Here is a 13,478-nt window from a genome sequence, read left to right on the forward strand (position 1 = left end):
AATTGATAAAAGGATTGTTCGATGTCCAACAATGGCTCGTCACCGCTGGTGCTTTGGTACAACCAACTCGGCATGAATGATGTAGACAGAGTTGGGGGCAAAAATGCCTCCCTGGGTGAAATGATTACTAACCTGTCGGGTGTGGGCGTTTCTGTGCCTAACGGGTTTGCCACAACGGCTGATGCCTTCAATCAGTTCCTTGACCAAAGCGGGGTTAACCAGCGCATTTATCAGCTGCTGGATGAAACCGACATTGATGACGTTTCCGCGCTGGCGAAAGCCGGAGCGCAGATTCGCCAGTGGATTATCGACACGCCTTTCCAGCCGGAGCTGGAGACCGCCATTCATCAGGCGTATGACCAGCTCTCCGCTGACAATAAAAACGCCTCTTTTGCCGTGCGCTCCTCGGCCACTGCGGAAGATATGCCGGACGCCTCTTTTGCCGGCCAGCAGGAAACCTTTCTCAACGTGCAGGGCTACGATGCCGTGCTGGTGGCGGTGAAACACGTGTTCGCGTCGCTGTTTAACGACCGCGCGATTTCCTACCGCGTTCACCAGGGCTACGATCACCGCGGCGTGGCGCTGTCGGCGGGCGTTCAGCGCATGGTGCGTTCGGATCTCGCCTCATCCGGCGTGATGTTCTCCATCGATACCGAATCCGGCTTTGACCAGGTGGTGTTCATCACCTCCGCGTGGGGTCTTGGCGAAATGGTCGTGCAGGGCGCCGTTAACCCGGACGAGTTCTACGTGCACAAGCCGACGCTGGCCGCAGGCCGCCCGGCGATCGTCCGCCGCACCATGGGATCGAAGAAAATCCGCATGGTCTACGCGCCGACCCAGGAGCACGGCAAGCAGGTCAGAATTGAAGATGTGCCGCAGGAACAGCGCGATATCTTCTCGCTGACTAACGACGAAGTGCAGGAGCTGGCGAAGCAGGCGGTGCTGATTGAACAGCACTACGGCCGCCCGATGGACATCGAGTGGGCGAAAGACGGCCACACCGGCAAGCTGTTTATCGTACAGGCGCGCCCGGAAACCGTCCGTTCTCGCGGCCAGGTGATGGAGCGCTATACGCTGCACGCCCAGGGCAAAATCATCGCGGAAGGCCGCGCCATCGGCCACCGCATTGGCGCAGGCCCGGTGAAGGTTATCCACGACATCAGCGAGATGAACCGCATTGAGCCGGGCGATGTTCTGGTGACCGATATGACCGACCCGGACTGGGAGCCTATCATGAAAAAGGCGGCGGCGATCGTCACCAACCGCGGCGGACGCACCTGCCATGCGGCGATCATCGCCCGTGAGCTGGGGATCCCGGCGGTGGTAGGCTGCGGCGACGCGACCGAGCGTATGAAGGACGATGAAAAAGTCACCGTCTCCTGCGCCGAAGGCGATACCGGCTATGTTTATGCCGAGATGCTCGACTTCAGCGTCAAGAGCTCAAGCGTTGATACCATGCCGGATCTGCCGCTCAAGATAATGATGAACGTCGGCAACCCGGATCGCGCGTTTGACTTCGCCTGCCTGCCGAACGAAGGCGTCGGCCTGGCGCGTCTGGAATTTATCATTAACCGGATGATTGGCGTGCACCCGCGCGCGCTGCTGGAGTTTGACGACCAGGACGCGAAGCTGCAAAACGACATCCGCGAGATGATGAAGGGCTACGACTCGCCGAAAGAGTTTTACGTCGGCCGCCTGACCGAAGGCATCGCGACGCTGGGCGCGGCGTTTTATCCGAAACGCGTTATCGTGCGCCTGTCTGACTTTAAATCCAACGAGTACGCCAACCTGGTGGGCGGCGAGCGCTACGAGCCGGACGAAGAAAACCCGATGCTCGGCTTCCGCGGGGCGGGACGCTACGTATCGGACAGCTTCCGCGACTGCTTCGCGCTGGAGTGCGAGGCGGTAAAACGCGTGCGTAACGATATGGGTCTGACCAACGTCGAGGTGATGATTCCGTTCGTACGCACCGTTGACCAGGCGAAAGCGGTGGTTGACGAGCTGGCGCGTCAGGGGCTTAAGCGCGGTGAAAACGGCCTTAAGGTCATCATGATGTGTGAAATCCCGTCGAACGCGCTGCTCGCCGAGCAGTTCCTTGAACACTTCGACGGCTTCTCTATCGGCTCTAACGATATGACGCAGCTGACGCTGGGTCTGGACCGCGACTCCGGCGTGGTGTCGGCGCTGTTTGATGAGCGTAACGAGGCGGTGAAAGCGCTGCTGTCGATGTCGATTCGCGCCGCGAAGAAGCAGGGCAAGTACGTCGGGATTTGCGGACAGGGTCCGTCTGACCACGAAGACTTTGCCGCATGGCTGATGGAAGAGGGGATCGACAGCCTGTCGCTGAACCCGGACACCGTCGTGCAGACCTGGCTAAGCCTGGCGGAACTGAAAAAGTAATTTCGTCTTTATATAACATCCCCGACATTGTTCGGGGATTTTTTTTGCCGGTATTTAAAGAGATAAAAAAAAAGCCCAACGTGGGAGTTGGGCAAAGACTACACACAGCAATTCGTTGTTTCACTCAGGGGATATCCATGTATATAAATCAATACCTTGATTTATAACCGTGCTCTAATATTATGCAGAGAGTTTTTTTGCGTCGATCGGATTGGTCTTAATCATAAATAAGAAAGGGAAAAATAACCGCCGGGGTGACGCGGCGCGCAAAAATAGATCGGACGAAAGCCTGAAAGTGCGAGGAAATAGTCAGGAATCGTAAACTATCTGGCCCGGATGATTTACCGGGCCAGAACGAGATGCGGATTATTTCGGCTGATTATCGCGATCGGGCTCAATCGCTTCCAGCTCTTCGAGAACCTCTTCCGGGTTATCCGATGGCGGAGGCACTTCACGCATCCAGGTGTCAAACAGACGCCAGGTGACCGCCAGCAGGACCGGTCCGATAAACAGGCCAATCATGCCAAAGGCGATAAGCCCGCCGATAACACCGGAGATTATCAGGATCATCGGCAGGTCGGCGCCCATCCGGATGAGCACAGGGCGGATAAAGTTGTCCATCGTGCCCACCACGCAGCTCCACACCAGCAGCACCGTGCCCCAGGTGGTGTCCCCGCTCCAGTACAGCCAGATAATGGACGGCACCAGAACGATAAGCGGACCCAGCTGCACCAGGCAGGAGAAGATCATCACCACGGTCAGCAGAGTGGCGTAGGGTACGCCGGAGATAGCAAGGCCGATACCGCCCAGCACCGCCTGCACCAGCGCCGTCACCACGACGCCCAGCGCGACGGCGCGGATCGCCTGTCCGGCGAGCAGCACCGCGGCATCGCCGCGTTTGGCCGCCAGACGCGTTGCGAAATAGCGTACTCCCCAGGCCACCTTTTCCCCCTGCCAGTACAGCAGGGCGCTGAACAGCAGCATCAGGCCGCAGTGCAGCATAAAGCGGCCGATATGCGCCGCCTGGCCGACGAACCACGTCGTGGTGGTGCCGATATAGGGTTTCACCTTCGTCATGATTGCCGCGCCGCCCATATCCAGCAGGCCGTGCCAGGCGCCGTAGAGCTTAGCGCCAATCAGCGGAATACTGTTCAGCCACGGCAGGTCCGGCGGCGTCAGCTCACCAGAGGTGATGGCGTGCACCAGTGGCAAGCTGCCGTCAACAAGGCTATTAACGAGCAGCGCAATGGGGATAACGAACAGCAAAAACAGCAGCAGGGTCATCACCAGTACGGCCAGCGCGCGCTTGCCGAACAGAATCCGCTGCAGGCGGATTAACACCGGCCAGGTGGCGATAACGATAGTGCTCGCCCAGGCAAATCCCAGAATGAAAGGTTGAACTATCCACAGGCAGGCCACAATGATGAGGGTTAAAAACAGCACCGACAGCAGTATTTGCGGTATATCGCGGGGCCGATGAAAAGTGGTCATACGTTTTTTACCTTTGTTAAAACACCAGATTACTGTTGGTAATCATACATCCATCTCTGATAAGAATATCAATCAGTTCACCTCTTAAATTCTGCACGGAAATCCAGTAAGCGTATAAGAACAAAATGTGATACAAACATGAAGGCAGTACGCAAACGATAACATTCTCCATAACACAACAACGTCAGGCAGGGTCAAGCGTCATGATCCCACAGATTTCCCAAGCGCCAGGTGTCGTCCAGCTGGTGCTGAATTTTTTGCAGGCACTGGAGCAACAAGGGTTTACAGGTGATACCGCCACGCGTTATGCCGACAGGCTGACGATGGCGACGGATAACAGTATCTATCAGCTTCTCCCCGATGCCGTGGTTTTCCCTCGTTCCACGGCGGACGTCGCGCTGCTGGCGCGGATCGCCGCGGAGGAGCGCTTTGCATCGCTGGTCTTTACCCCGCGCGGCGGCGGTACCGGCACCAACGGGCAGTCCCTGAACCAGGGCATCGTCATCGATATGTCCCGCCACATGAACCGCATCATTGAGATTAACCCTGAAGAAGGATGGGTGCGGGTTGAGGCCGGGGTTATCAAAGATCAGCTGAATCAGTTTTTGAAGCCGCACGGCTATTTCTTTGCGCCGGAACTCTCCACCAGCAACCGCGCTACGCTCGGCGGGATGATCAATACCGACGCGTCGGGCCAGGGGTCGCTGGTGTACGGTAAAACCTCCGATCACGTGCTGGGCGTGCGCGCGGTGCTGCTCGGCGGCGATATTCTCGATACGCAGCCGGTGCCCGTTCAGCTTGCCGAAACGCTGGCGAAAGAGCAGTCGGCTTCCGGGCGCATCTACCGCACCGTCTATCAGCGCTGCAAAGAGAACCGCCAGCTTATTCTCGATAAATTCCCGAAACTAAACCGTTTCCTGACCGGCTACGACCTGCGTCACGTCTTTAACGACGACATGACCGCGTTTGACCTCACGCGCGTGCTGACCGGTTCCGAAGGGACGCTGGCGTTTATTACCGAGGCCCGGCTGGACATTACGCGTCTGCCGAAGGTGCGCCGCCTGGTGAACGTCAAATATGACTCCTTTGACTCTGCGCTGCGCAATGCGCCGTTCATGGTGGAGGCGCGCGCGCTGTCCGTGGAAACCGTCGATTCCAAAGTGCTCAACCTGGCGCGGGAAGATATCGTCTGGCATTCGGTGAGCGAGCTGATTACCGACGTGCCGGAAAAAGAAATGCTCGGCCTGAACATCGTGGAATTCGCCGGTGATGACCAGGCGATTATCGACGGGCAGGTCGCTGCGCTGTGCCAGCGGCTGGATGCGCAGATGGCGGCAGGCGAAAGCGGGATCATCGGCTGGCAGCTGTGTGAAGACCTGGCGGGCATCGAGCGTATCTACGCGATGCGGAAAAAAGCGGTTGGTCTGCTCGGCAACGCGAAAGGTGCCGCCAAGCCGATCCCGTTCGTCGAGGACACCTGCGTGCCGCCGGAGCATCTGGCCGACTACATTGCGGAGTTTCGCGCGCTGCTTGACGGACACGGCCTGAGCTACGGAATGTTCGGCCACGTGGATGCCGGGGTGCTGCACGTGCGCCCGGCGCTGGATATGTGCGACCCGCAGCAGGAAGTGCTGATGAAGCAGATTTCCGATGAGGTGGTGGCGCTGACGGCGAAATACGGCGGCCTGCTGTGGGGAGAACACGGCAAAGGATTCCGCGCGCAGTACAGCCCGGCATTTTTCGGCGAGGCGCTGTACGGCGAGCTGCGTAAAGTGAAGGCCGCGTTTGACCCGAATAACCGCCTGAACCCGGGTAAAATATGCCCGCCGGAGGGTGTCGATGCGCCAATGATGAAGGTCGATGGCGTCACCCGCGGGGCGTTTGACCGGCAGATCCCGATCGCCGTGCGCTCTTCCTGGCGCGGGGCGATGGAGTGCAACGGCAACGGCCTGTGCTTTAACTTCGACGCTAAAAGCCCAATGTGCCCGTCGATGAAAATCACCAGCAACCGCATGCACTCGCCGAAGGGGCGCGCGACGCTGGTGCGCGAATGGCTGCGCCTGCTTGCCGACCGCGGCGTCGATCCGGTGAAACTGGAGCATGCGCTGCCCGAAAAAGGCCTCAGCCTGCGCCATCTCATCGAACGCACCCGCAACACGTGGCATGCGCGCAGGGGAGAATATGACTTTTCGCATGAGGTGAAAGAGGCGATGTCGGGCTGTCTGGCCTGTAAAGCCTGCTCCACCCAGTGCCCAATCAAAATTGACGTGCCGGAGTTTCGGTCCCGCTTCCTGCAGCTGTACCACACCCGTTATCTGCGGCCGGTGCGTGACCATCTGGTCGCCACCGTGGAGAGCTATGCGCCGCTGATGGCGCGGGCGCCGAAGACCTTCAACTTCTTCCTGCGTCAGCCGCTGCTGCGGCGGATGTCGGAAAAGCACATCGGCATGATCGATCTGCCGCTGTTGTCCACGCCGACGCTCCAGCAGCAGATGGTCGGGCACCGCTCGGCGAACCTGACGCTGGAGCAGCTTGAGGCGCTGAGCGCCGGGCAGAAGGCCAAAACGGTACTGGTGGTTCAGGATCCGTTTACCAGCTATTACGATGCGCAGGTGGTCGCCGATTTTGTCCGCCTGGCGGAGAAAATCGGCTGGACGCCGGTAGTGCTGCCGTTCTCGCCCAACGGCAAGGCGCAGCACATCAAAGGTTTCCTGACGCGTTTCGCCCGTACGGCGGCGAAAACGGCGGATTTCCTCAACCGCATCTCGCAGCTGGGTATGCCGATGGTTGGGGTCGATCCGGCGCTGGTGCTGTGCTATCGCGACGAGTATAAGCAGACGCTGGGCGATAAGCGCGGCGAGTTCCAGGTTCAGCTGGTGCACGAGTGGCTGTCGCAGGCGTTGGCCGACGTTGAGACGCGAGACGTGAGCGGCGAGCCCTGGTACCTGTTCGGCCACTGTACCGAAGTGACCGCGCTGCCGGCGTCTCCTGGCCAGTGGGCGTCGCTGTTCGCGCGCGTTGGCGCGAAGCTGGAAAACGTCAGCGTGGGCTGCTGCGGTATGGCGGGCACCTATGGGCATGAGGTGAAAAACCATGCGAATTCGCTGGGGATTTACGCGCTGTCCTGGCAGCAAACCATGCAGAAGCTTCCCCGCAACCGCTGTCTGGCGACGGGCTACTCCTGCCGCAGCCAGGTTAAACGTATCGAGGGTAGCGGCGTGCGCCACCCTCTGCAGGCACTACTGGAGATTATGGGATGATCTGGAAACGTAACGCGACGCTGGACAATCTGAACGCCATGGGCGAGGGCAACATGGTCGGTCTGCTCAACATCCATTTTGACAGGCTGGACGATGAGAGCATTGAGGCCACCATGCCCGTCGACAGCCGGACCCACCAGCCGTTTGGCTTATTGCACGGCGGCGCCTCGGTGGTGCTGGCGGAAACGCTGGGCTCGGTTGCCGGCTATCTGTGTACGGAAGGTGACGAGCGGGTGGTGGGACTTGAGGTTAACGCCAACCATATTCGCTCCGTGCGCAGCGGTCGCGTGCGCGGCGTCTGTAAGGCGCTGCACGCCGGACGGCGTCATCAGGTGTGGCAGATTGAGATTTTCGACGAGCAGGGGCGGCTGTGCTGTTCTTCGCGCCTTACCACCGCCGTGGTCTGACCGTAGAATAAAGCGCGCCGGGCGAGATAACGCCCGGCGCGTTGGTTATTTCTGGATCAGATAGCGGATGGTGGGCCCGTCCTGCTGAATATCCAGCACCGTATAGCCGTGGTTCTTCGCATCCAGCGGGATATTGTTAATCGACTGCGGGCAGTCGCTCACAACCTCAAGAATCTCCCCTTTTTTCAGCGACGGCATGGCTTCCAGCGTCGCGACGGCCGGGTAAGGGCAGGGTTCGCCGACCATATCCAGGCGGTAATCCGGTACGTACGCTTTCATACGGTCTCCTTAGCGCGCATTAGTTGGGCCTCTTTCTGGCGGAAGAAGCGTTTTTCCCAGAAGATGACCAGCATCAGCGCCGCAAACAGCAGCGCGTAGGTCACCAGCAGGCCGCCGAGCGGGCCGAAGGCGGCCAGCAGATTCACTTTGTCCCAGTGGGTGGCCAGCGCCGGAGAAAGGTCGTCCCAGAAATAGGCCAGAAGGGTGGATCCGAGGACGTTGCCAAGCCCGACCCACCAGTAGTGCACCTGGCCTTCAACGGCGCGGTACATCCAGCCGGTTTCACACCCCCCGGCGAGCACGATGCCAAAACCAAACAGCAGGCCGCCGATGACCGCATTGGGGCCCGCCCACATAATCTTCGGCTCCATGCCCAGCTGCACATAGCTAAAAATGCCGATCGCGCTGGCGGCCATACCAAAGATGATGGCTTTCGCCATGTAGGTACGCCCGGTAATCCACATATCGCGAAACGCCGAGGTGAAGCAGATCTGCGCCCGCTCAATAAGCAGGCCGAAGCCGACGCCAAACAGCATTGCCAGCCCGAGTTTCGGCTGGTTAAACGCGGTCAGCAGCGCCCATGCCACCATGGCGATAAACACCAGCATGCCCAGACGGAAGCGGCGCTTCGCCTGCTCCGGCTTTTGCGTGAGCGGCGATGCGGCAGAGACTTTTTGCATTTTCACCGGAATACGGAATATCGGCAGCAGCGTAAAGCGTGCGCCAAACCAGGTGCCAATCGCCGTGGCGATAGCGAAGAACCAGGCGTGCAGCGAGAATTGCGGAATACCGGTGAAAAAAGCGGCGAGGTTGCAGCCCATCGCCAGACGCGCGCCGAACCCGGCAATCATGCCGCCCGCGACGGCCTGGGCGATGCGAATGCGGCTGCGCGGCAGGCGGAGCTTGACGTTATTGGCCCACAGGGCCGCGGCGAAGCAGCCGCCAAACATGCCGATAATCATCATGCCGTCGATACGGGTAAGCGGTGAGCCATCAAGATGAATGAGCTTGTAATAGCCCCACTCCTCGGCGTGTACGCCCGCGAGCTGCAGCAGCTGTCCGCCCCACCGGGTGAACTCCCCGGTGACGGCCCAGAAGGTGCCGGTGATGCCAAAATAATAGGTAGAGAGAATGCCTGCGGCGATAACCGCGGGGGCAGGCGACCAGAATTTGATCAGATACGCCTGTTTGAAGTGCTGCCATGTCATAAAAAGTCCTCTGAACTCAGAAGGAAGCTGTTGCCCGGGAGGGCTGAAGAGACGCGATAATACGCCACTTTGTCAGGGAAAACACCCGACAGGATCAAAAGCAGCAGGGGGCAACGGGTGAAATTAGTGGTCTGGCATATATAGTTTACATAATGATGATTGCTAAATTAAACATTACGCACGCAAACGAATATTAGTCTTTTTCTTACCCGGATTCATTTTGAATTAATGTAAATCCGCTTTTAATTAGCATTAGATTAATTCATTATCTTTCATGACGGAAATGCCTCATGCTGCGGTCGCCAGTCTCCTCAAGGCCTGAGCCCCAATTTCAGGATCCACTCTGGGACCTTAACTCTTAGGGTCTTTTGCTGTGGTTCGTCTATACTACTGGTCGGTTAAGTCCGTTATCGCTTAAAAGACGTATCGCATAAAGATTGATGAAATCATTCGTTTTTTCCTTACGCGCTACAGGCTACATCCGTTCACAGGAAAAAAACGATGGCAAAAGCCTTCGACTCGGCGCTGCTGCGCCCACGCTACTGGTTGACCTGGTTTGGTCTCGGGTCTCTCTGGTTGCTCGTTCAGTTACCCTATCCGCTGCTCTATATCATCGGCTCTTCGCTCGGCCGGGCGGCGCGTCCCTTCCTTAAACGCCGTGAGCGCATTGCGGCCAAAAACCTCGAACTGTGCTTTCCGGAAATGAGCGTCAGCGACAGGAACCGGCTGATTGAACAAAACTTTGTCTCCCTGGGAATGGGGCTTATCGAAACCGGGATGGCATGGTTCTGGAGCGATGCCAGAGTCAAAAAGTGGTTCGATGTCGAAGGTTATGATCACCTGCAGTGCGCGCTGGCGGAGAATAAAGGCGTGATGGTGGTCGGCGTGCATTTTATGTCGCTTGAGCTGGGTGGTCGAACCATGGGGCTTTGCCGCCCGATGATGGCGACCTACCGTCCGCACAACAGCCCGCTGATGGAGTGGGTGCAGACGAAAGGACGCCTGCGCTCCAATAAAGCGATGATCGACCGCCGTAACCTGCGCGGGCTGGTGCATGCGCTGAAGCAGGGAGAAGCGGTGTGGTTTGCGCCCGATCAGGACTATGGCCGTAAAGGCAGCGTGTTTGCGCCGTTCTTCTCCGTGTCTTCTGCGGCAACAACCGACGGCACGCGCATCCTTTCGCGCCTGTCGGGGGCAAAGCTGCTGACCGTCACGATGGTGAGAAAATCCGACCGAAGCGGGTACCGTCTGCATATCAGCGACGTGATGAAAGATTACCCGGCGGAAGATGAGTTTCTTGCCGCCTGCTATATGAACAAGGTGATTGAGAAAGAAATCCTGCGAGCGCCGGAGCAGTACCTGTGGGTGCACCGTCGCTTTAAGACCCGCCCGCTGGGTGAATCGTCGCTGTATTGATTCCTGTTGATGCCTGTAAGGGCGTGATATTCGGATTGCCGGGTGTCGCGCCCTTTTTTATTTCCGCGATGAAAACCTGCGCCCGCTGATCTTCAGAGCACCTGATGATGTCTTGCTGAGGCCATGAGGAGCAGACGCCAGCGGCGGGCGGCCCGCTGGGGCCCTGGCGCGCAAAGCGCGCTGAAAAGAGGCGGTATTCTGCGCTAAAAAAGAAACCAGATATATTTATTCTTTACTGCGAGAACCTCCAGACAGCCAAAATAAATTTGGCTTACAGAACGCGTTATTAAAGAATTTCTCATCCCCTGATGTTATTTCGAATATCCCAGTTCTTGCGTTTATCCATTAAACGAAAATAGTTTCGGTGAAAAGGCTAAGCTCTCCGATTTAGCGCTGCGCTGATTTTTTGGCCACGGTCATCCGCAGGGGCATTCGTGCGAAAAACTAAATATCGCTATCCAATAATGGGTTACGGGAAAGCCAGAAATCAGGGGTTGATCTGCTTCTTCGTCAAAACTACTGTATATATGTTCAGTATTAATTGATGGTGATTATGATGCAGTTTTTCACGTTAAGAGAACGCCGTTCAGTACCGTTTTTTCCCTTCTATAGCAGCCTTGTCCCATGTGGTTTTCCGTCTCCTGCGCAGGATTACGTCGAGAAACGTATCGATCTGAACGAGCTGCTGGTATCGCACCCCAGCGCTACCTATTTTGTTAAAGCCTCGGGTGACTCCATGGTAGAGGCTGGAATAGGCGACGGTGATTTGCTGGTGGTAGACAGCGCGCTCACGGCGGAGCATGGCAATATTGTGATTGCGGCGGTTGACGGGGAGTTTACCGTAAAGCGCCTTCAGCTCAGGCCGACCGTTCAGCTCATCCCCATGAATAGCGCCTACAAGCCGATTGTGATTGAGAGTGAAGGGCAGCTCAGCATTTTTGGGGTTGTGACATTCATCATTAAGGCCGCGGGTTAACCATGTTTGCGCTTTGTGATGTGAACGCCTTTTACGCTTCCTGCGAAACGGTATTTCGCCCGGACCTGGATGGTCGGCCGGTTGTGGTGCTGTCAAATAACGATGGTTGCGTCATCGCAAGAAACGCTGAGGCGAAGCCGTTCGTTAAGATGGGGGAACCTTATTTCAGCCAAAGGGACGCTTTCAGACGCCATGGCGTCATTGCATTTAGCAGTAATTACGAGCTGTATGCGGATATGAGCAACAGGGTCATGACGACGCTGGAGGAGCTCTCACCTCACGTCGAGCTTTATTCCATCGATGAAGCTTTTTGCGATCTGTCCGGAGTTCGAAACTGTCGGGATCTTACTGATTTTGGCCGGGAGATACGCGAAACGGTTTTACAACGAACGCATCTGACGGTCGGGGTTGGCATCGCCCAGACCAAAACGCTGGCCAAGCTTGCCAACCATGCCGCAAAAAAATGGCAACGACAGACCGGCGGCGTCGTGGATTTATCGAATGTGGAACGGCAGCGGAAGCTGATGGCGGCGCTGCCGGCAGATGACGTGTGGGGCGTTGGACGTCGAATCTCCAGGAAGCTGGAGTCTATGGGGATAAAGACGGTACTGCAGCTGGCCGACACCGATATCCGCTTCATCAGAAAGCACTTCAGCGTGGTGCTGGAGAGAACGGTAAGAGAGCTCCGCGGTGAACCGTGCCTTGAACTTGAGGAGTTCGTTCCGGCGAAACAGGAAATTATCTGCTCGCGTTCTTTTGGCGGACGCATCGCTGAGTATGAGTCCATGCGGCAGGCCATCTGCTGCTATGCCAGCCGTGCGGCGGAGAAACTCAGACGCGAGCACCAGTTTTGCCGTTTCATCTCTGCGTTTGTTAAAACCAGTCCGTTTGCATCGCAGGAACCGTACTATGGCAACAGTTCAGCCGTGAAGTTACTGACGCCGACGCAGGACAGCCGGGATATTATCAGCGCGGCGACGCGCTGTCTGGATGCGATATGGAAAGAGGGATACCGTTATCAGAAGGCGGGGGTGATGCTTGGCGATTTCTTCAGTCAGGGCGTCGCTCAGCTGAACCTGTTTGACGATAACGCGCCGCGACAAAACAGCGCTGCGCTGATGCAGATCCTTGACCAGCTTAATGTAAACAAGGGGCGGGGGACGCTGTACTTTGCCGGACAGGGCATACAGCAGCAGTGGCAGATGAAGAGAAACATGTTATCTCCCCGATATACGACGCGGTACAGCGATCTTCTTGTCGTCAGATGATGGGCGCCGCGTCAGGCCTGGCGCCAGGTTTTTGACGCTGGCTATGCCACATAAAGCGGCTGGCGGACAGCGAAACGGAAAAAAATAAGCTAATAATTATCCTCTAATTCATTGATTCATAGAAAATTTAAAAATCTATCTCATAAATAGGTATTTTCTATGCATCTTTTTGCTCTTCAACCACGTTTCGCATTAGATATGCGAATTTTTCATATCTATCAATCGATTAAATAACAAACGTCCAGCCTGTGAACCCTTTCTGCAGGGTCTATGCTTATTAAAAGCGTGCAGAAACGGCCATGACGGCGAAAGCCCCTGCTGGTGAGGGGTTGAAGTGATAATCGTTATCACTACCATGATGCTATGCCCAGATGGCTTCAACACATGAGGTGGACCTATGGAATTGCATTCAGGAACCTTTAACCCCGACGACTTCAGCTGGCGCGGTATTCACCTGACGCCTGCGGCGGCGGCGCACGTCCGCGAGCTGGCGGCAAAGCAGGACGTGCAGGGGATACGGCTTGGCGTTAAGCAGTCCGGCTGCGCCGGTTTTGCCTACGTACTGGACACGGTGACCGAGCCTCACGACGACGATCTGCTGTTTGAATCCGACGGCGCGAAGCTGTGGGTATCCCTTAAGGCCATGCCGTTTATCGACGGCACCGAAGTGGATTATGTCCGTGAAGGATTAAACCAGATCTTTAAGTTTCATAACCCGAAAGCGCAGCACGAATGCGGCTGCGGCGAGAGTTTCGGCGTGCAGGCGGAGTAAC

Annotated in this window: 10 protein-coding genes and 1 other RNA gene; 7 read left to right on the forward strand and 4 right to left on the reverse strand. The window is 57.0% G+C overall.

The features are described from left to right. Positions 1-21: 21 nt before the first annotated feature. A complete protein-coding gene (gene ppsA, locus ENTCL_RS10530) occupies positions 22-2,400 on the forward strand; it encodes a phosphoenolpyruvate synthase (RefSeq protein WP_013366101.1) in 2,379 nt (792 codons plus the stop codon). 63 nt (positions 2,401-2,463) lie between these two features. On the opposite strand, the gene rprA is transcribed toward ppsA, so the two are convergent. After that, positions 2,464-2,571: antisense sRNA RprA (gene rprA, locus ENTCL_RS22940), an RNA gene on the reverse strand. A gap of 195 nt (positions 2,572-2,766) precedes the next feature. Further along, on the reverse strand, positions 2,767-3,891 hold the full coding sequence (gene ydiK / locus ENTCL_RS10535; RefSeq protein WP_013366102.1) for an AI-2E family transporter YdiK: 1,125 nt from the start codon (positions 3,889-3,891) through the stop codon (positions 2,767-2,769). A 203-nt stretch (positions 3,892-4,094) separates the two neighbouring features. Here ydiK and ydiJ point away from each other — a divergent pair, with 203 nt between their 5' ends. Beyond that, positions 4,095-7,151, forward strand: a complete 3,057-nt coding sequence (gene ydiJ, locus ENTCL_RS10540; RefSeq protein ID WP_013366103.1) for a D-2-hydroxyglutarate dehydrogenase YdiJ — start codon at positions 4,095-4,097, stop codon at positions 7,149-7,151. Continuing rightward, positions 7,148-7,558, forward strand: a complete 411-nt coding sequence (gene menI, locus ENTCL_RS10545; protein ID WP_013366104.1) for a 1,4-dihydroxy-2-naphthoyl-CoA hydrolase — start codon at positions 7,148-7,150, stop codon at positions 7,556-7,558. Before ydiJ ends, menI begins: the two co-directional genes overlap by 4 nt. Before the next feature lie 45 nt (positions 7,559-7,603). On the opposite strand, the gene yedF is transcribed toward menI, so the two are convergent. Further along, positions 7,604-7,837 carry a sulfurtransferase-like selenium metabolism protein YedF gene (gene yedF, locus ENTCL_RS10550; RefSeq protein WP_013366105.1) on the reverse strand — a complete coding sequence of 78 codons (234 nt, stop codon included), beginning with the start codon at positions 7,835-7,837 and terminating at the stop codon, positions 7,604-7,606. Further along, positions 7,834-9,045: a selenium metabolism membrane protein YedE/FdhT gene (gene yedE, locus ENTCL_RS10555; protein ID WP_013366106.1), complete on the reverse strand. Its 1,212-nt coding sequence runs from the start codon at positions 9,043-9,045 to the stop codon at positions 7,834-7,836. Before yedE ends, yedF begins: the two co-directional genes overlap by 4 nt. A gap of 501 nt (positions 9,046-9,546) precedes the next feature. Here yedE and lpxP point away from each other — a divergent pair. From lpxP to sufA, 4 genes are all read left to right on the forward strand, one after another. Further along, entirely contained in the window at positions 9,547-10,461 is a 915-nt protein-coding gene (lpxP, locus tag ENTCL_RS10560; RefSeq protein ID WP_013366107.1) for a kdo(2)-lipid IV(A) palmitoleoyltransferase, read from the forward strand. Positions 10,462-11,017: 556 nt separating this feature from the next. Further along, positions 11,018-11,437, forward strand: coding sequence for a translesion error-prone DNA polymerase V autoproteolytic subunit (locus tag ENTCL_RS10565; protein ID WP_044612109.1), 420 nt, complete (start codon positions 11,018-11,020; stop codon positions 11,435-11,437). Positions 11,438-11,439: 2 nt separating this feature from the next. Then, positions 11,440-12,705, forward strand: a complete 1,266-nt coding sequence (locus ENTCL_RS10570) for a Y-family DNA polymerase (RefSeq protein WP_013366109.1) — start codon at positions 11,440-11,442, stop codon at positions 12,703-12,705. Positions 12,706-13,102: 397 nt separating this feature from the next. After that, entirely contained in the window at positions 13,103-13,477 is a 375-nt protein-coding gene (gene sufA, locus ENTCL_RS10575) for a Fe-S cluster assembly scaffold SufA (protein ID WP_013366110.1), read from the forward strand. Position 13,478 lies beyond the last annotated feature (1 nt).

This window comes from [Enterobacter] lignolyticus SCF1 (assembly GCF_000164865.1).
GTDB classification, from domain to species: domain Bacteria; phylum Pseudomonadota; class Gammaproteobacteria; order Enterobacterales; family Enterobacteriaceae; genus Enterobacter_B; species Enterobacter_B lignolyticus.

Excerpts from the sequence above, each read along its gene's own strand:
- ppsA (WP_013366101.1), top strand. The coding sequence starts at position 22 with ATGTCCAACAATGGCTCGTCACCGCTGGTGCTTTGGTACAACCAACTC.
- ydiK (WP_013366102.1), bottom strand. The coding sequence starts at position 3,891 with ATGACCACTTTTCATCGGCCCCGCGATATACCGCAAATACTGCTGTCG.
- ydiJ (WP_013366103.1), top strand. The coding sequence starts at position 4,095 with ATGATCCCACAGATTTCCCAAGCGCCAGGTGTCGTCCAGCTGGTGCTG.
- menI (WP_013366104.1), top strand. The coding sequence starts at position 7,148 with ATGATCTGGAAACGTAACGCGACGCTGGACAATCTGAACGCCATGGGC.
- yedF (WP_013366105.1), bottom strand. The coding sequence starts at position 7,837 with ATGAAAGCGTACGTACCGGATTACCGCCTGGATATGGTCGGCGAACCC.
- yedE (WP_013366106.1), bottom strand. The coding sequence starts at position 9,045 with ATGACATGGCAGCACTTCAAACAGGCGTATCTGATCAAATTCTGGTCG.
- lpxP (WP_013366107.1), top strand. The coding sequence starts at position 9,547 with ATGGCAAAAGCCTTCGACTCGGCGCTGCTGCGCCCACGCTACTGGTTG.
- ENTCL_RS10565 (WP_044612109.1), top strand. The coding sequence starts at position 11,018 with ATGCAGTTTTTCACGTTAAGAGAACGCCGTTCAGTACCGTTTTTTCCC.
- ENTCL_RS10570 (WP_013366109.1), top strand. The coding sequence starts at position 11,440 with ATGTTTGCGCTTTGTGATGTGAACGCCTTTTACGCTTCCTGCGAAACG.
- sufA (WP_013366110.1), top strand. The coding sequence starts at position 13,103 with ATGGAATTGCATTCAGGAACCTTTAACCCCGACGACTTCAGCTGGCGC.